Source organism: Aquirufa avitistagni, assembly GCF_042715545.1.
GTDB classification, from domain to species: domain Bacteria; phylum Bacteroidota; class Bacteroidia; order Cytophagales; family Spirosomataceae; genus Aquirufa; species Aquirufa avitistagni.
On the sequence record NZ_JBBKXZ010000001.1, the window covers coordinates 673,647 to 692,098 of the forward strand.

The 18,452-nt window shown below is 40.6% G+C and carries 17 protein-coding genes and 1 tRNA gene; 9 read left to right on the top strand and 9 right to left on the bottom strand.

Annotated features, from left to right (window positions below; genetic code table 11):
- Nucleotides 1-14 precede the first annotated feature (14 nt).
- Nucleotides 15-842: an orotidine-5'-phosphate decarboxylase gene (gene pyrF / locus U0R10_RS02860; RefSeq protein ID WP_377982294.1), complete on the top strand. Its 828-nt coding sequence runs from the start codon at nucleotides 15-17 to the stop codon at nucleotides 840-842.
- 1 nt (nucleotide 843) lies between these two features.
- On the top strand, nucleotides 844-1,251 hold the full coding sequence (locus U0R10_RS02865) for a DUF2721 domain-containing protein (protein WP_377982296.1): 408 nt from the start codon (nucleotides 844-846) through the stop codon (nucleotides 1,249-1,251).
- A gap of 180 nt (nucleotides 1,252-1,431) precedes the next feature.
- Here U0R10_RS02865 and glgB read toward each other — a convergent pair whose 3' ends face one another.
- Nucleotides 1,432-3,330, bottom strand: a complete 1,899-nt coding sequence (gene glgB, locus U0R10_RS02870) for a 1,4-alpha-glucan branching protein GlgB (protein ID WP_377982298.1) — start codon at nucleotides 3,328-3,330, stop codon at nucleotides 1,432-1,434.
- A 127-nt stretch (nucleotides 3,331-3,457) separates the two neighbouring features.
- Between glgB and U0R10_RS02875 the strand changes: the two genes are divergently transcribed.
- Nucleotides 3,458-3,529: transfer RNA gene (locus U0R10_RS02875), tRNA-Glu, on the top strand.
- A 150-nt stretch (nucleotides 3,530-3,679) separates the two neighbouring features.
- Here U0R10_RS02875 and U0R10_RS02880 read toward each other — a convergent pair.
- From U0R10_RS02880 to U0R10_RS02895, 4 genes are all read right to left on the bottom strand, one after another.
- Nucleotides 3,680-5,449, bottom strand: coding sequence for an arylsulfatase (locus U0R10_RS02880; RefSeq protein WP_377982300.1), 1,770 nt, complete (start codon nucleotides 5,447-5,449; stop codon nucleotides 3,680-3,682).
- Between the two features lie 400 nt (nucleotides 5,450-5,849).
- Complete coding sequence (locus U0R10_RS02885; RefSeq protein WP_377982301.1) at nucleotides 5,850-6,572, bottom strand: bacteriorhodopsin-like; 723 nt, start codon at nucleotides 6,570-6,572, stop codon at nucleotides 5,850-5,852.
- Nucleotides 6,573-6,718: 146 nt separating this feature from the next.
- A complete protein-coding gene (locus tag U0R10_RS02890; RefSeq protein ID WP_377982303.1) occupies nucleotides 6,719-7,582 on the bottom strand; it encodes a Brp/Blh family beta-carotene 15,15'-dioxygenase in 864 nt (287 codons plus the stop codon).
- The gene (locus U0R10_RS02895) at nucleotides 7,579-8,709 is read right to left on the bottom strand and encodes a lycopene cyclase family protein (protein ID WP_377982305.1); all 1,131 of its coding nucleotides are present in this window, start codon (nucleotides 8,707-8,709) and stop codon (nucleotides 7,579-7,581) included. Before U0R10_RS02895 ends, U0R10_RS02890 begins: the two co-directional genes overlap by 4 nt.
- Before the next feature lie 159 nt (nucleotides 8,710-8,868).
- Here U0R10_RS02895 and U0R10_RS02900 point away from each other — a divergent pair, with 159 nt between their 5' ends.
- Nucleotides 8,869-10,236 (top strand): alginate export family protein, encoded by a 1,368-nt coding sequence (locus tag U0R10_RS02900; RefSeq protein WP_377982307.1) that lies wholly within the window; start codon nucleotides 8,869-8,871, stop codon nucleotides 10,234-10,236.
- On the opposite strand, the gene U0R10_RS02905 is transcribed toward U0R10_RS02900, so the two are convergent.
- Nucleotides 10,233-11,678, bottom strand: coding sequence for a sodium:solute symporter (locus U0R10_RS02905; RefSeq protein WP_377982309.1), 1,446 nt, complete (start codon nucleotides 11,676-11,678; stop codon nucleotides 10,233-10,235). The two genes, U0R10_RS02900 and U0R10_RS02905, sit on opposite strands and share 4 nt — an antisense overlap.
- Before the next feature lie 63 nt (nucleotides 11,679-11,741).
- Between U0R10_RS02905 and U0R10_RS02910 the strand changes: the two genes are divergently transcribed.
- Genes U0R10_RS02910 through U0R10_RS02930 form a run of 5 tightly spaced genes read left to right on the top strand, consistent with a single transcriptional unit; the run spans nucleotide 11,742 to nucleotide 15,509 of the window.
- Nucleotides 11,742-12,077, top strand: coding sequence for an ATP-dependent Clp protease adaptor ClpS (locus tag U0R10_RS02910; RefSeq protein ID WP_377982311.1), 336 nt, complete (start codon nucleotides 11,742-11,744; stop codon nucleotides 12,075-12,077).
- A 3-nt stretch (nucleotides 12,078-12,080) separates the two neighbouring features.
- Nucleotides 12,081-12,689: a recombination mediator RecR gene (gene recR, locus U0R10_RS02915; protein ID WP_377982313.1), complete on the top strand. Its 609-nt coding sequence runs from the start codon at nucleotides 12,081-12,083 to the stop codon at nucleotides 12,687-12,689.
- Nucleotides 12,690-12,701: 12 nt separating this feature from the next.
- Entirely contained in the window at nucleotides 12,702-13,367 is a 666-nt protein-coding gene (locus U0R10_RS02920; RefSeq protein WP_377982315.1) for a superoxide dismutase, read from the top strand.
- Nucleotides 13,368-13,369: 2 nt separating this feature from the next.
- Nucleotides 13,370-14,338, top strand: coding sequence for an isopenicillin N synthase family dioxygenase (locus tag U0R10_RS02925; protein WP_377982317.1), 969 nt, complete (start codon nucleotides 13,370-13,372; stop codon nucleotides 14,336-14,338).
- Between the two features lies 1 nt (nucleotide 14,339).
- Complete coding sequence (locus U0R10_RS02930; RefSeq protein ID WP_377982319.1) at nucleotides 14,340-15,509, top strand: chromate transporter; 1,170 nt, start codon at nucleotides 14,340-14,342, stop codon at nucleotides 15,507-15,509.
- On the opposite strand, the gene rfbA is transcribed toward U0R10_RS02930, so the two are convergent.
- Genes rfbA through galE form a run of 3 tightly spaced genes read right to left on the bottom strand, consistent with a single transcriptional unit; the run spans nucleotide 15,501 to nucleotide 18,438 of the window.
- Nucleotides 15,501-16,361, bottom strand: a complete 861-nt coding sequence (gene rfbA, locus U0R10_RS02935; protein ID WP_377982321.1) for a glucose-1-phosphate thymidylyltransferase RfbA — start codon at nucleotides 16,359-16,361, stop codon at nucleotides 15,501-15,503. The two genes, U0R10_RS02930 and rfbA, sit on opposite strands and share 9 nt — an antisense overlap.
- A gap of 2 nt (nucleotides 16,362-16,363) precedes the next feature.
- Nucleotides 16,364-17,419, bottom strand: a complete 1,056-nt coding sequence (gene rfbB / locus U0R10_RS02940; RefSeq protein ID WP_377982322.1) for a dTDP-glucose 4,6-dehydratase — start codon at nucleotides 17,417-17,419, stop codon at nucleotides 16,364-16,366.
- A 5-nt stretch (nucleotides 17,420-17,424) separates the two neighbouring features.
- Entirely contained in the window at nucleotides 17,425-18,438 is a 1,014-nt protein-coding gene (gene galE / locus U0R10_RS02945) for a UDP-glucose 4-epimerase GalE (protein ID WP_377982324.1), read from the bottom strand.
- Between the last annotated feature and the right edge of the window lie 14 nt (nucleotides 18,439-18,452).

The following is an 18,452-nucleotide window of genomic DNA, read 5'->3' on the forward strand; positions in this document are numbered from 1 at the left end:
TTTCTCAATTCCGTATGAATTCACAGCAATTAGTTAATCAAATTGAGCGCAAGCGATCTTTTTTGTGTGTGGGTTTGGATACGGATCCCCGCTTAATTCCTTCTAAATTTAAGCAAGAAGCTGATCCTGTGTTTGCATTCAATCAAGCGGTGATAGACGCAACGGCTGATTATGCGGTGGCGTATAAACCAAACATTGCTTTTTATGAGGCATTGGGGCCGAAGGGCTGGGAAAGTTTACAAAAAACGATGGAATATATTCCTTCGGATATTTTTACAATTGCAGATGCGAAACGTGGGGATATTGGGAATACGGCTTACATGTATGCGCAAACGTTTTTTGACCCCGCTTCGAGTGGATTGAATTTTGATTCGATTACCGTCGCTCCCTACATGGGGCATGATTCGGTAGAGCCTTTTCTTCGTTTTGAGGACAAATGGGTTATTTTATTAGCCTTGACTTCGAATCCGGGTAGCCATGATTTCCAAATGACTAAGTCGGAAGATTACATTCCTATGTATGAGCGTGTGATGCGTTTGGCACAAACGTGGGCTTCGCCGGAGGAATTGATGTTTGTAATTGGGGCGACACGGGTTGATTTTTTACAAAAGGTACGTGAAATAGCACCGGATAATTTCTTTTTAGTGCCAGGCGTAGGTGCGCAGGGGGGGAGTTTAGAAGATGTGTCACGCTATGCCATGAATTCGCGGGTAGGTTTATTGGTTAATTCTTCTCGCGGAATTATTTATGCGGGCGATAATCCTGCGGTAGATTCGAAGCGGGAAGCCCAAAAATTGCAGGAAGAAATGTCAACGTATTTAGACGCATATTATATCAAATAACATGGAATTAGGAATCGGAACCCCAGCCTTATTGTTTTCAACCGTTTCGTTATTGATGATCGCTTTCACGAATCGATTCATGTCGATGGCTTCGCTGATTCGTGGTTTGCATGAAAAGTTCCAACAAAACCCAGATGAGTCTATATTAAAGCAAATTCAGAATCTTCGATTGCGCATGAAATTGATTCAAAACATGCAGATTATTGCGATTATGAGCCTAATCCTGAGTGTTGTTTGTATGTTTTTTATATTTCTTGAGATGCAAATGGTATCTCATTGGTTCTTTGGCACGGCTTTAGTGGGCATGTGTGCTGCATTGATGCTGAGTGCCTGGGAGATTACGATATCTACGAAGGCACTGGAAGTGGAGCTTTCCGACATGGAAGATATCTTGGCCAAAAAACATTAATTATTCGAATAGTATAAATTTTCCCGCTAATATTTCAAAAATTGAAATATAGTATTATTTTTGTGTACAATTTTGATTTGAAACAGCGGTTTAACCGTTTAATCATAAAAATACTACTTAGGCGGATTGAATAAAGGCTCGGAATTTTTCTGAGTCTTTATTGTTTCCGCCTAATTCATATTAGGCTTTCAAGATGATGCACGAAAGGGGAGGAAGGTTGAGAGCGATGGAGAATGCTTTTCCGTGCCAACCGTATTCTTCGGTCATTGCGGCACCCTTCGTAGGGTAGTCGGACCCACCAAATGCACCATTATCTGAATTGAAGACTACTTTCCAGACTCCTGGCAAAGGAACACCGATGCGATAATCTTCACGCGGTGCAGGTGTTAGGTTAAGGATAACGATGAGTTGTTGTTTCGCGGTTTCACCCTTACGAACAAAACTGATGACTGAATTTCCTTGATCGTTTGATTCTAACCATTCAAAAGTTTCATGCGAAAATTGCTTGACGTGCAAAGCTGGTTCTTCCCGGTATAAGGTATTCAAGGCCTTCATGGTTTCTTGAATGCCTTTATGAGGAGCATAATCTGTTAAATGCCAGTCTAAGCTCACACTGTGATTCCATTCTTCTCTTTGGGCAAATTCTCCTCCTTGGAAGATTAATTTAGTTCCCGGGTGCGTAAACTGCTCGGAGAACAAGAGGCGCAAATTGGCAAATTGTTGCCATTCATCCCCGGGCATTTTATTGATGAGCGAGTTTTTCCCATAAACGACTTCGTCGTGGGAGAGAGGAAGGCAGAAATTCTCTGTAAAAGCATAGATCAACGAGAATGTCAGATCATTTAGGTGATGCTGGCGGTGAATTGGATCTTTTTGGAAGAAGCGCAGGGTGTCGTTCATCCAGCCCATCATCCATTTTTGGCCAAAACCCAGGCCGCCCATGAATACGGGTTTGGTAACGCCTGGAAAACTGGTAGATTCTTCAGCGATGATTTGGATATCTGGGAATTCACCGTACAAGTGTACGTTGAGGTCTTGTAAGAACGAGATGGTGTCTAGGTTATGGTTTCCGCCAAATTCATTGGGTTCCCATTCGCCGTCATTTCGGGAGTAATCAAGATATAACATTGATGCTACGGCATCTACGCGTAGTCCGTCGATGTGGTAGCGATCTAGCCAAAAGGCTGCGTTTGATAGTAGGAAGCTGCGTACTTCGGTGCGGCCGTAATCGAAGATATAGGATTTCCAATCTGGGTGGTATCCTTTTTTGGGATTTGGATGTTCGTAGATAGGCGTGCCGTCAAAGTCTTTTAGTCCGTGTGCATCGCCTGGAAAGTGGGAGGGAACCCAGTCTAAAATGACTCCGATACCTGCTTGGTGGAATGCTTCAACAAGTTGCATGAACCCTTGTGGGTCACCGAAACGCGAAGTTGGTGCAAAATATCCCGTAATTTGATACCCCCAAGATGGGTCATACGGGTATTCCATGACCGGCATAAATTCCACGTGGGTGAAATTCATTTCTTTGACATAGTCGACTAATTTGACAGCAAAGTCGGCATAGCTCAAAAACTCATTATCCAATGTTTTTTGCCATGACCCCAAATGTACCTCATAAATAGACATGGGGGCGTTCAACGCATTTTTTGTGTTGCGTGATTGCATCCATGGGGAATCGTTCCATTCCTTATAGGTATTCCAAACGATGGAGGCAGTTTTGGGAGGGGTTTCGCAGTAAAGACCCATGGGGTCTAATTTTTCGAGATATTCGCCGGAGCGTGCTTGGATACCGTATTTATAGGTTTCTCCGGTGCGAACACCCGGAATAAATCCTTCCCAGATTCCGGAGGCATCCCATCTCCGCATGAGTGGGTGTGAAAATTTATCCCAAAAGTTGAAATTTCCGATGACCTGGACAGATTCAGCGTTAGGTGCCCATACGGCAAAGAAGGTTCCTATTTCTCCTTCATGTTCGATTTCGAAGGCACCTAGTTTTTCGTAAAGCCGTGTATGCTTGCCATTTAAGAATAGAGCAACATCAAAATCGGTCAAGCGGGAATACGGTTTTACGTTGGCCATAAGGGGTTCAGTTTCAATGATAAGGCTAAAATAGCGAAATTTAATTACAAAAAAATACGCTTTTTTTGAAGTCGTAGTTTGGATTTAAAAGGGAAAACTCTACCTTTGTGCCACCAAAATAAATAATGGTCCGTTCGTCTAGGGGTTAGGACACGTCCCTTTCACGGATGAAACACGGGTTCGATTCCCGTACGGACTACTTCGGTAGGCAAAAAACCACTCAGGCGAGTGGTTTTTTTGTTTTTAGGCAATAGTTTTATAACCACAGTTGTTTGATTCTTTGGAACTCTGATTTACTCCTTATCATCGCCTTTAGTTCCGTGGCAAATTATAATCAGAGGCAATCAAATTAATTTAATCGACGGAGTGTTACCAATTTTACATCTAGATCGTTAGCTTTCAGCAACGAGTTACTAAATACCTTCAAGGTTCCACTTCCAGCTTTCAAACGCACAGAACCTAAATTTAAAGGCTTAAAATCTTTCATATAAGACTCCTCACGCGCAATAATATCATTTTCCATTCCAAAAAGAGGCACGTTATTTTCTTTATTGATTTTACTGGTCACGATGGAATCACCAAAAGACATCGATAACGTTGTTCCAATATTCTCTTTTGAGCAAGTATAATAAAGGCTTACTTCAAAATCACCTGCTTGTTCAAGTGCAACTTCCCAACTGATATAATCGTCCTTTGATAGCCAATTTGTCATGTGGCTATCATTGGGGTGTTGATTGGAACGTTTAATATTTCCATGTCCAAAACCCTCGCTAACAGGTAATTGGGTTATAGGCAACCCGGGATGACCGATGACCAAAGGTCGATCGTCTTCATTGGGAAGTTCGGTTAATACTTCTGATTTCCATTTATTTTTTACTTCTAAAAGTTTTTGATAATCAACGGGAAAAGAACTGGCCATATTGATTGTTTGTGCATAATCATCTACTAAATTATACAATGCATCATCCGCGGCTAATCTGAAATTTTGTGATCGAACACTGATTTGTTTATTCCAATAACTTATAATAAAACGGTTGGAATCTACTAATGCTTGATTTCCTAATAATAAAGGTTTAAGGCTTTTTCCATCCAATGGTTTTTTGGATGTTACTGATATATCGGCTAAATCTGCCAATGTAGGTAATATATCCATAACGCTGGTGATGGACTTGATTTGAGTTCCACCCGTTAACTTAGCAGGCCATTGCATAATTAAAGGAGATCTGACTCCACCTTCATCCGTAGTTCCTTTAATTCCTTTCATCCCTCCATTCCATCGATGACCATTGGGCCCATTATCTGAGAAATAAAGTACAATGGTATTTTGGGTTAGCTTCAATTCATCTAATCGTGTCATGAGCCTACCTACATTCCAATCGATATTTTCTGTCATAGCAAGCGCTGCTTTTGTATGTAAGATATTTTCCTTGGAGGCAATCGTCCCTTTTTGGCTTAGTTCTATATTTTTATACTTGTTCCAATTTTCTGTTGGCACTTGCATGGGACTATGCGGTGTATTCAAAGGCAAATAAAGAAAGAATGGAGATTTTGCATGTTGGTCCATAAATTCAATGGCATGATTTGTTAGATCATCAGTTACATATCCTTTTCCCTTGGTAATTTCTCCGTTATGTTCAAGAATTGGATTAAAATAATTACCCCAATGGCCGGAGCAAAAACCATAAAAATCATCAAATCCTCTCGAATTTGGATGATATGGTGCCTGACCTCCATTATGCCATTTTCCGTAAGCTGCTGTTGAATAACCGGCATTTTTGAAAATTTGAGCAATAGTAGTCTCGTCTAAATCTAATCTCACTCTTCCGGTAGCCGTTCCTGAAATACCGCCACGCACATGATACCGACCCGTCAACAACTCAGCACGTGTGGGCGAACAAACTGGGCTAACGTAGAAGTGCTGAAAGCGAACTCCGTTTTTTGCTAGCTTATCGATGGAAGGAGTAGCTACTGTTAAGTTGCCATTATATCCTAAATCACCCCAGCCTTGGTCGTCGCTTACAATAATTATGATATTTGGCTTTTCAAATTTTTGACCAAAGGACGGATACATGGTACATGTCGACAAAATCAGAAAAATAAAACGGATAAAATTATTCATAACATGGATAGCTTAGCTTAAACAGTCTTTGCTTGGATTTTTATATAATTTTCAATTTAAAACTAATTTGAATAAAAACTAGCCCAATGGCAAGTTGAGTGATAGGTACAAATGACCAATGAAGTGAATTTAAATCTAGAAATTAGGTCAGAAAACATATATAAAGCAATTATTTAATTCTGGTTATGTTTTGAATTGTTTACGATTCGATAAGTTGAAGGTTTGTGAAGCTGGATTATTTCGAAAGGTAAAACCGATTACGTGTATGGTTTTTTTGCCTATGGTTGGTATTATAGTTGAACTGAAATACGATTTTATCATCTGTTTAGATTAGCCTGGTAACAAAAAAAAAGAAAGGCCAATGTTGGCCTTTCTTTTTTCACTAAGCTTAAACTTATAATTAAGCTTTCGCAGCAGAAGCTCCTTTTGCAATGCTGTAAACAACTAAACCGAAACCGATTTTGTTGATCGCATCCGCAATGTTGTAAGCTAGGTCAATATTACCTGCCATGCCACTTAATAAGTTACCTGGTAACATCATGTAACCGATAGGGTAGATTGCCCAACCAACTAATGTGAACCAACGCATTACTTTGTAACCAGACTTTACGTGCTCGTTATCAGAAGCAGCAGCTAATTTAGATGCCTCACCTGCGTAGATTTCATAGATGATTACAGCCCAACCTAATGTTGAGATGATTCCCCACATTACGTTTTGCTCAGGTACAACTGCCTCACCGATGTAACCTGCAACTAACATCACTACTGATCCGAAGATTAAGCGAGAAAGCATGCCTGTTTTTGCACCAGCTGGCTTTAAGATTAAGAAATACTCAATACACATCAAAGGTACTGTTAATGTCCAGTCAATGTAACGGAATTGAGTTGGTGACTCACCTGTGTCTAACCATACACCACGCATGTAGAAATAGTGTACTGCAGCAATAAATGTAATCAATGCGGAAATCAATAAAGATGTTTTCCATTTGTCATTAACTGTTCCTCTTTCTACAATAAAGAAAATTGAAGCAGCAAGCATGGACATATACCCTGTAAAGAAGGTAAATCCAATGTAATCTCCGGCAGCAAGTGTGCCATTCAGTAAAATGTTTAATGTTTCCATAATAGAAAATGTTTAAAGTGATAAATAAAATATGTTACTGTACTGTTTAATTTAATTCGTTGAAAGTTAAACACTTAAATTTAAATATTGTTTTGAATCGAATAAAAAAAATTAAAATAAAAATAAAAATTGTGCAAAATATTCCTTTACGGCCTCTTAGGGATGATTTTGTGCATTAAAAAAAAATGAGGTAAAGTTAAAATTGACAGAAAAATAAATGCATGAGCGAGCCATTTTTGTTGGCTCACCATCAAAACATAGACGATCCCCATCACAAATGCAGCAATGGTAAATGGTAACAGCCTCAGGTACAGATTCTTAGTGCTAAGCGCTAGGCTAGTTGTCAGTACACGTATACTATAGATGGAATGGCACCCAGCAAAATAACACATAAAGGCAGGTAGCAGAGGTAGATACATTCCAAGGAGCAACGTGACACCTGTATTGATAAAGTAGCCAGTATGCTCTTTTTGGAAACCCAAAAGGATGCAAAGTATATAAATGCCCACTGGCAGGGCATCAACTGTAATATGTATACCCAAATTGAAATTCTGTAGAATTATGCCCACCTCCGTAGCGTGCTGGGATAAAATGAAACCCAAAATCCCCATACCTAAAAGGAATGTTCTAAGTATTTGAATGAAATAGGCTGTTCCAGTTTTGGCTGATTGAGATGTATCCGTCGTTTCCAAATCCCCAAAATGGAAAATTGAGATGCCAATAAAAATTACGAATGAGGCCAAGGGAAAGAAATACCACATGATTCCATAAGCTAACATAACCGCTAGATACTTACTTGCAAACGAGATGAGACTAAATGAGCTATTCTGTAAGCGCGCTAATTGTTGCGCGACTAAATGATCTGCCGCCCCATGTGGTATGCCTAAAATAGCTAATAATATAAGGCAGAAAGCCCATTCGATTTGTACGGGCATGTTTTTCCATAAGCTTATCAAGACCCAATACCCTAAGGTCAACACAATGCCAGAAATTCGGTAAAATGAAATCATCGATTTTTGGTCACTAAATGCTTGACAAAAAGAGGTATCTGTAGCTGACTAAATAACTTAATTTCTTGCCAAATCGTCGTTTTTTCATCTAAAAAGTGGAGAATTCTAGTAAAACCAATGCGACCAAAAAGTCGGTCCATGACCAAAGGAATCACCCTATTTTCCGTTTGTATCATGTTCAATAGGATGGAATCATAAAATGTGAATCGAGACTGACTTTTGGTTACTAGCTGATTTACTCTATTTTTCGCATCTCGATGCATCCGTGTGAATGCATAGCCTGTTGATGCCTTCACTTGACCAGCTGCAGTTCCAATGGAAAATATTCTCCCAGTTTGGGAAGGTGATTCTATAATCTTCATCGGAATAGTTCCACGCTCTACATCACTTACTTGATATGTTTTGCCTGGGAAGTTAGCTTCCATATACTGATTCCAATGTGATTCATAGGCTTTTTCATCATAAGCCTGCTTACTGAAAACAGTCGTTTCAATCAACCCTTTTCGGGAAGAAAAAGGCAATATGTAATGAAACACAGCATAATCATTGTTGGTCTGCGGCTGACTAAAATCCATCATAGTAACCGAACTGCTATCCAGCACATCAGAATCAAATTCGACGAATTTCCCCCAAAAATGTTGTGATAAGGATGGTTTACCTGCCGTTTGCATGTGACCTACGCGCGCATCGGCTACTTGCTTGGCCACATAACTAGCACCATTTTGTAATTTTATTTCTACCGTAGATGCTGATTCAATAAGTTCACTTACCCATCCCATTTCATGCGTGATTTGAGTGTGTGAGGGGATGAATTGATCAAAGAAATAGTTGAAAAAATGAGTTGATGAAATGTAATGATAAGCTAATGAATCAATTGCTTGTGTTTGGCTGATTGATTGGGACGACCGGTAGGTTATTTTACTCCAGGACTTTTCAATTAGAAAAGGAAAGGATTCTTGACCGTTTTTGGCCCAGTAGCACCAACTTTTCTTAGAGCGATCTCCTGAATCAATCAATAAGATCTTTGCATCAATATGTTCTGCTTTTTGTAAATATTCATATAGTAATTGAAGCCCTGCTGCTCCGGCGCCTACTATGGCAAGATCATATATACGCGCTTCAGTCAATTGAAATATTTTTATAAATTATTGAAACTAAACCATAAATAACCTCAATTGTTTTCTAAATGCCAAATACATGCTGTTTTAATCTTAGCTATCATGTGAGCTCGGTTTTATTTTATATCTAGACTTGGTACCTTTATGCGCGTCTATTAATAATTTATTTTGCTCCGAATAGTTCTTCCTTCATTATTGGTATGCCTTTTGAGTTTCCACGTTTCGGCACAACACATTGCGCGCCTTCGTTTTGACGATGACTTTTCGTACCTAAAATCAGATAGTTCTAGCAAATCTTGGGATGAAAAAGTAAAATTCCTGCCGATCGTCGGCCAGGCTACCTTAAGTATCGGTGGTGAAATACGCGAACATTATCAGAATTATACCAATGTCAATTTTGGGCAAATTCCTGCCTCTTATGTGACCGGAAATCCACACCAATGGCTGCATCGTATATTGCTTCATGGGGATTTACAGCTACATTCAAATTTTCGTGTTTTTGCTCAAATCAATAATACCATTCGTTTTTGGAATCCAAATCCGATAACCAACCAAGTAGATCAGAATACGCTGAGTTTCCATCAATGGTTCGCAGATTTGAAGTTGGCAGACAAGCTGGTACTTCGATTAGGCCGACAAGAATTATTGTTTGGCCAAGAGCGCTTTATTGCCGCTCGGGAGGGACCGAATAATCGCCAAAGTTTCCTGGGTGCTCATGTCATTCATCAAGCCAAACGCATTAGAACAGATCTTTTTTACACACATCCCATTCGGTTAAATCAAGGGGCGTTCGATGATGAAAAGTCAACGGAAAAATTAGCGGGCTTACATGTTAAATACGATCGGGTATTGAAGTTTCTTAATGCCGATGCTTTTTACTACTATTTTGAATCAAAAGCACGGGAGTATTATTCATCAATAGGTGTAGAAAATAGGCATACGTTAGGTGTACATCTCTATTCAAATCCGCAACGTTTCAATTATGATTTTGAATTTTCGAGGCAGATGGGAACCTTTAAATCACTTGATATTCGAGCCATGATGGCTGTTTGGGATGTTAACTTAGCGGTTATGCCACATCGATTTATTGGATTTAGCGGCAATTATGTACCCGGTGATCAATCCACGCAAGATGGACAATTGAATACGTTTAATACCATGTTTGCTCGTCCACCTTTCGGTCAAACAGTTGCCCTAAATATTTCTAATACCTTGAACTTAAGCCCATATATCCGATATCAAAATGGTACCAAATGGATAGCGACTGCACGGGCGTCTTTTGTCCAAAGAACTAGTGCATACGATGGGGTATATACGCCCAATATGTCTCAATTGCGTCCGTATGATCCGGAAAAAATGACATCTGATGCCTTAAAACTGTGTGATATATATGCGGTGGATGTCAATTACGTTCCCACTAAACATTACTTTTTTCAGGCCGAACTAGGCTATTGCAAGGCAGGAACCTATTTAAAAGAAACAGGTGCTGGGCAAAATGTCATTTATTTTGCCGTACGTAATGCGATCAAATTCTAGGCTATAGCGCGATCTTTGCGAATCACCCAGAGCATTAGAAAACACACCGCACCGTTCAAAATTAGCTTCGCAAAACCAAATCCACCAAATAGCGTTTGTACTTGCATTTCCAAGATAAAGGTGATGATAGGGGAGGCCACACATATAAATGGTACTAATTTGTCCTTCACACCGTATTTGGTAAACAATCCAAACGAAAATAAACCTAAAAGAGGGCCATAGGTATAGCCGGCTAAATTAAAAACGGCCGCAATTAGTTCTTGGGTGTTGAATACGTGAAACAAACCTATCACGACAAAGAACAAAGCTGAAAACCCTAAGTGTACACGTTGCTTTAGTTTTTCTCTTTTAGCTTCTTTGAATTTCTCAATTCGCAGGAAATCAATGCAAAATGAAGTTGTTAATGCGGTCAAAGCTGAATCTGAACTCGCATATGATGCCGCAATAATTCCCAGTAAAAACGTCACGGCTGCCAAAGTGCCAAATTCTCCACCCAGTGCTAATAAGGGGTATAACTCATCTGTTTTAGTCGGTATGGCAATCTGATTTGCTTGGGCATAGATATACAACAAGGCACCTAATGACAAGAAAAGAATATTGATGAACAACAATACCCAATAGAACCAGAACATGTTCTTTTGTGCTTCACCAATCGACTTACAGGTTAAGTTTTTCTGCATCAAATCTTGATCCAATCCAGTCATCACAATCGCAATAAATACCCCTGCTAAAAAGTCTTTTCCAAAGAAATGCGGGCTCTTCCAATCCCATTCAAACATGTGCGATAGGGGACTCGCTTGGATGGTATTGACCATTTCTCCAAAACCCATGTTCATTTTTTGGCCAACTAAAAATATGGTGATGAATAGCGCGACGAGTAAAAAGAGTGTCTGAAGGGTGTCCGTCCAAATAATTGTTTTAACTCCTCCTCGATGGGTATAGAGCCAAATTAGTGCGATGGAAATGAATACAGTACAAACAAATGGAACACCAATAGGGGCGAAAATGGCGATTTGGAGCACATTGACAGCTAAATATAACCGAGCTGCGGATCCAATTGTACGGGAAAGTAAAAAGAAGGCTGATCCTGTTTTGTAGGCCCAGAAACCAAAACGCGTTTCTAAATAGCCGTAAATAGAAATTAGATTCAGTCGGTAATAGAGTGGCATTAATACCAGCGCAATCGTTAAATAGCCCAATGAATGCCCTAAAATGACCTGATAGTAGGTGAAGTAGGTTTTGCCAACTGCCCCAGGAACGGATATAAATGTCAAACCAGAAATGGAGGTACCAATCATCCCGAAGGCCACGAGCCACCAAGGAGATTCCCGATTCGCGGTAAAAAAGGCATTTGTATCAGCTCCCTTCGATGTGAAGTAAGAGATGAGCAACAAAAGGCCAAAATAGATGGCAAGAATTCCGCCGGCTAATTGAATCGACATAGAGGTTTAAAGAGAAATTTATATAAATTTGTACGAGGTGTTTTCAATACTAGTTTCAAAAATATGGATTTCTCCGTAGATAATGTTTCTGAGTTCATTTTTTCTTTGGCAGGGCAAGAGCAATGGCAAGAAGAAGTGGAGGTTTTAGTGGATGAAGAAGCAGTTCCAGCACATCAATTAGTCGTTTATAATGATGAGGTTAATACGTTCGAGTACGTGACCTTAACACTCATGGAAGTCTGTGAACACAGCCCCGAACAAGCCGAACAATGTACGTTAATGATCCATTTTCGCGGTCGGTGTGGGGTGAAATCTGGCGAATTCGATACCTTGGTATCGATGCGTAACGAGATTTGCAGGCGCGGTATTTCAGCCGAGATTGAATCATTTGAGTCTTAAATTATGATGCATACCTATCCGTCTCGAATCATTGAGCAAGCTGTGGAGGAAATTTCGAAATTGCCGGGTATTGGTAAGAAATCTGCCTTGCGGCTTGCATTACACATGCTGAAGCGTCCGGAATCACAATCGTTACAGTTAGCACATGCGTTGGTTCAGCTTCGTACGGAGACTAAATATTGTCCTAAATGTCACATGATTTCCGACGGTGATTTATGTGGGATTTGTGCGAGTACGAAACGCGATGAGCGTTTACTTTGTGTCGTGGAAGATTTACGCGATGTGATGGCGATTGAAAATACAGGTCAATATACTGGATTGTATCATGTGCTTGGCGGGATCATTTCACCGCTAGCAGGTGTTTCTCCCACTGATTTACACATCGACACCCTGATTACACGCATCGCTTCTGGTGCTTTTGATGAAGTCATTTTGGGACTGAGTCCAACGATGGAAGGGGATACAACAGCATTTTATTTGACTAAGAAATTAGCCGATTATTCGATTAAAATATCCACCATTGCGCGTGGAATTCCGATCGGAGGAGATTTAGAATATACAGATGAGATTACCCTTGGCCGCAGTATTGTAGGCCGAGTCAACTATGAATAAACCCAATACACAATGAATCGCAACGAATTTTTAAAATTATCCGGTTTAGGTTTAGTGGCCTCACGGATCAATGTATTGGAAAATGCACCTTTTTCATTACCTACCCTTGGTTATTCATATGATGCCTTAGAGCCGCATATCGATAAATTGACCATGGAAATTCACCACAGCCGACATCACAAGGCTTATGTTGATAACTTGAATAAGGCGGTAGGTACTTCGAGTAAATCAATCGAAGAATTGTTGGCAACGATTAGTACGCAGCCCGTGACTGTTCGAAACAATGGGGGAGGACACTGGAATCACAGTTTCTTTTGGCAATTATTAGCACCTGCGACAGGAAAACAACCAAGTGCCGCATTAATAAAGCAAATTCAGGCTGATTTTGGAAGTTTAGATACCTTTAAAACGGAATTTGCCAAAGCCGCAACTTCGCGTTTTGGTTCCGGCTGGGCTTGGTTAACTTGGAATGGTTCGAAATTAGTGATTAGTTCGACGGCCAACCAAGACAATCCGTTGATGGATGTAGCTGAAGTTAAAGGCAAGCCGATTTTAGCGTTAGATGTGTGGGAGCACGCCTATTATTTAAAATATCAAAACAAGCGGGCTGATTATATTGCAGCTTTTTGGAATGTGGTCAACTGGGATTTTGTCTCGCGTCAATTTGAATCAAAATAAGTATGTTATTAGAAGAAATACCTTCCTTGGATTTAGCTGATTTTAATTCAGGAGATCCTGTTCGAAAGGAAAAATTTGTACAAGATTTAGGTCAAGCGTTCAATACGATCGGATTCGTGGCGATTAAAGGCCATGGCCTGTCCAATGAATTTACCCAAGCTTTATATGCCGAGGTGGAGCGATTTTTCCAGTCGCCTGATGAGCTGAAGCGAACGTATGAGATTGAAGGAATTGCAGGCCAGCGGGGTTACATTGGGAAAGGAAAAGAAACCGCGAAAGGCTTCAAAGTGCCTGATTTGAAGGAGTTTTACCATGTAGGTCAGCCACATAAGCATGATGGAGATTCGGTTTGGGAGGAATATCCTGCGAATGTATTTCCGGCGGAATATCCACAATTTGGGGAGCTAACTGTTCAAGGATATGAAACACTTGAGGCAGCTGGAAAATCATTATTGCGCGCGATTGCTTTGTATTTAAACTTACCAGAGGATTATTTTGAACCTCGTGTCAAGAACGGTAATTCCATTTTACGTGCGATTCATTATTTCCCCATCGCAGATCCAGATAGCTTGCCAGAAGGGGCTGTTCGTGCGGCTGCTCATGGAGATATTAATCTGATTACGCTTTTGATGGGTGCTTCAGCGGAAGGTCTTGAGGTGTTGCGCATGGATGGAAAATGGATTCCCATTACGGCTTTGCCAGATCAGGTTGTTGTAAACGTAGGGGATATGTTGGATCGTTTAACTAATCATCATTTGAAATCTACGATTCACCGCGTGGTTAATCCACCGCGTGAAAAGATGGGTACGTCACGTTATTCGATTCCATTTTTTATGCATCCTAGATCTGAAATGGATTTGACGTGCTTGGAGAGTTGTGTAACCTCAGAAAGTCCAAAGATTTATACGGACATGACCGCCGGAGCGTTTTTGAATGAGCGATTAATCGAATTGGGATTAAAGAAAAAATAACGTGAAACGGCCAAAACATCTGAATTTTTTATGGGATGTATTTGTTTTGGCTGCCACATCATTTGGAGGGCCTCAGGTACACTGGGCCCTTTTTTTGCGTCGTCTCGTGCATGAAAAGCAGTATTTAACTGAAGATGAGTTGTTTGAGATTCAGGCGTTGTGTTCGGTATTGCCCGGGCCAACTTCCACGCAGATGATTACGGCGATTGGTTTGAAGCGGGGAGGGGCCTCCTTAGCCTACATGACATTATTGTTGTGGATCACTCCAGCGGTATTTATCATGACTTTAGCTGCCTATGGGATGACGTATTTGCGTAATCGTGATCTAGTTCAGTTTGTATTACCTGTAGGGGTTGGTTTGATTTTGCAAGCAGGCTGGTTAATGGCTCGAAAAGTAATTAAATCCTGGATGTATGTTTGGATTTTAGTGTTCACCATTGCGGTAGGTATTTTGTTTGCAACGCCATATGTTTTTCCTCTCGTTTTAGTCCTAGGAGGAATAATTTCATCCTTCAATTTTCGTGAATTTCCGCGCCAGAATAAGCATAAAATGATCATACCTTGGGCAAATTTTCATTTGTTCTGGGGAGTGTTTGTTTTTTTGGTCCTGTTAGGTGAAACCACGGATTACTTTCCGTTTCATTTACTTGAGAATTTTTACCGAAACGGAAGTCTCGTTTTTGGGGGTGGGCAGGTACTCGCACCTGTTTTATATACTGAATTCGTTGATTTTAAGGGTTTAATTCGGCCAGATGATTATTTGACTGGTATGGCACTTTCGCAATCACTTCCAGGTCCGATTTTTGCTCTTACCTCTTATTTAGGCGTCTTATTGATGAAAGATTATGGGATATTTGGTCAGTTAGCAGGTAGTGTAATTGGTGCATTGGGCATCTTTTTACCAGGCACTTTTTTAATCTTTTTTGTCTTTCGTATCTGGGGGCAATTGAAGCAATATCGATTCATACGGGCTTCTTTGGCAGGTATTCAGGCTGCATCTGTGGGATTAACAGGTGTCGCAGTCTACACATTTGTTTATCCGATGATACAAAAAGGCGATGGGGTTTCCATCGCCTTAGTGATTTTCACTTTTCTAGTCGCGCAAACGGAACGTGTTCCTGCGATTGCGCTATTCAGTGCGGCATTATTAGCCGGTTACGTGTTATCGTAATAAATTTAATAAGTATTGGCCATAGCCACTTTTAACGAGTGGTTTTGCTATCGTTTCGAGTTGGCCTGCGTCAATGTATCCCATGCGGTAGGCAACTTCTTCGATACACCCAATTTTCATTCCTTGACGTTCTTCAATTACTTGGACAAATTGCCCTGCTTGCATTAAGGAAGCAAAAGTGCCCGTGTCTAGCCAAGCTGTTCCACGGTTTAAAATACCTACTGATAGCTTTCCACGTTTTAAATATTCTCTATTTACATCCGTGATTTCATATTCGCCACGAGGTGAAGGAGCGATGTTTTTGGCAATTTCTACCACATCATTGTCGTAGAAGTATAAGCCTGGAACTGCATAATTTGATTTGGGATGACTTGGCTTTTCCTCGATTGAAATAGCCTTATTGTCCGCATCAAATTCCACCACACCATAACGTTCTGGATCATTGACCGAATAAGCATAAACCACGCCACCATCTGGATCATTGTTGGCTTGTAATAACTTACTCAAACCTGAGCCATAGAAAATATTATCACCAAGTACCAAAGCCACTTTTTCTTTCCCGATAAATTTTTCACCGATTACGAAAGCTTGCGCTAAACCATTAGGTTCCGGCTGAACTGCATATTCGAATTTGCAACCGATGCTAGACCCATCACCCAGTAACTTCTCAAAATGAGGTAAATCATGTGGCGTTGAAATGATCAAAATTTCCCGAATACCCGATAACATCAAGATGGATAGGGGATAATAGATCATCGGTTTGTCGTAAACAGGCATTAATTGCTTGCTAACGGCTAAAGTCAATGGATGTAAACGTGTGCCAGATCCTCCGGCTAAAATAATTCCTTTCATAATTAGCGTCCTTGATACATGGTCGTGTAGTAATTTTGATAATCACCTGAAGTGACATCATTAAGCCATTTTTCGTTGCTTAAATACCAACTAACTGTTTTTTCTAATCCTTCTGCAAACTGCAAACTAGGTTCCCAACCAAGTTCTTTCATGATTTTAGTTGCGTCAATGGCATAGCGTAAATCATGCCCTGCACGGTCGGTTACATAGGTAATCAACTGAACTGACGTTCCGGCCGGTCGTCCTAATTTTTCGTCCATGATTTTGCACAATAGATGGACTAAATCAATGTTTTTCCATTCGTTAAATCCTCCAATGTTGTACGTATCGCCAATTTTCCCTTGGTGGAAAACGGTGTCGATTGCACGTGCATGGTCAACAACAAATAGCCAATCGCGTACATTTTCTCCTTTTCCGTAAACTGGTAATGGCTTGTTGTTCAGTATGTTATGGATCATTAGCGGTATCAACTTCTCTGGGAAGTGATTGGGTCCATAATTATTTGAGCAATTGGTGATCACTGTTGGTAAGCCATAAGTCTCATGATATGCCCGTACAAAGTGATCTGAACTTGCTTTTGAGGCAGAATACGGGGAGCGAGGATCGTATGGAGTTGTTTCTAGAAAGAACTCCTTTGGATCGTGTAATTCACCGTAAACTTCATCGGTAGAGATGTGGTAGAATTTCTTGCCTTCGTAGTTGCCAGCCCATTGTTTTTTAGCTGATTGTAATAAATTGACGGTTCCGATAACATTGGTACGCACAAATGCCAAAGGATCTGTAATCGAACGATCTACATGGGATTCAGCTGCTAGGTGCAAAACGCCGTCAAATTGATGTTCTGCAAATAACGCGTCCATGTGTGCCGCATCGGTAATGTCTGCTTTAATGAAGTGGTAATTTGGTCGGTCAGCAATATCTTGATTGTTGGCCAAATTCCCCGCATACGTCAACGCATCTAAATTATAGATTTGATAATCCGGGTATTTTTCGACGAAAAGACGGACTACGTGAGAACCAATAAATCCGGCACCGCCGGTGATTACTATTTTCTTCATAATGATTATAAAAGGGCTTCTTGCCAAGCCCAGGCGTCTTTTAAGGCTTCTTCTAAGCTGATTTCAGCTTTCCATCCGAGGATGTTATTTGACTTTTCGGTAGCCGCATAAACGGCTGTAATATCGCCAGGTCTGCGATCCCGAACTTCATACGCTACTTTTTTATGTGTTGCTTTTTCAAATGCCTGAATCACTTGGTAGACAGAACTTCCTTCGCCTGTGCCGATATTAAAGAAATCGTAGTAGGCAGTATTGTTCCTACCCAACACATGAGAAAGTGCCTTCACGTGCGCATGAGCTAAATCCATCACGTGAATATAATCACGAATGGCGGTTCCATCTGCCGTTGGATAATCTGTTCCCCACACTTGCAGCGGTCCACGTAATCCGGCCACCGACTGCGTTAAAAAAGGAATCAAATTGGCAGGTGGTCCCAGGGGTAGTTCGCCAATTAGGGCACTTTTATGGGAACCAATGGGGTTGAAATATCGTAAAGAGATGGCTTTGAGGGTAGCATTCGCCTGAACCGTATCGCGAATAATTTCCTCGCAAATTTGTTTGGTATTTCCATATGGGGAAACGGCCTCTTGTACAGGAGAGTTTTCAGTTACCGGCAATTCGTCTGGTTGGCCATACACCGTACATGAAGAGGAAAATACGAGGTTATTAACCCCATATTGCTGCATTTTTTCGAGTAGGAGTACCGTTGACGCTACGTTATTTCGGTAATATTTAAGTGGATTGGCAACGGATTCACCTACGGCTTTAGAAGCTGCGAAGTGAATGATGCCGTCAATTTGGTAGGTGGTAAAAAGCTGATCGTAAGTAGCAGGATCATTAACATCTGCTTTCACATAGGTGACTGGTTTTCCACAAATGGTTTCCAGATTAGTGATGACCTTTTCGGAAGAATTGGAAAAATTGTCTACAATGATTGGGTTGTACCCATTTTCTTGTAAAACAACATAGGTGTGTGAACCTATAAAACCAGCTCCTCCCGTAATCAGAATATTCATCATGTGTGCTTTTGCTT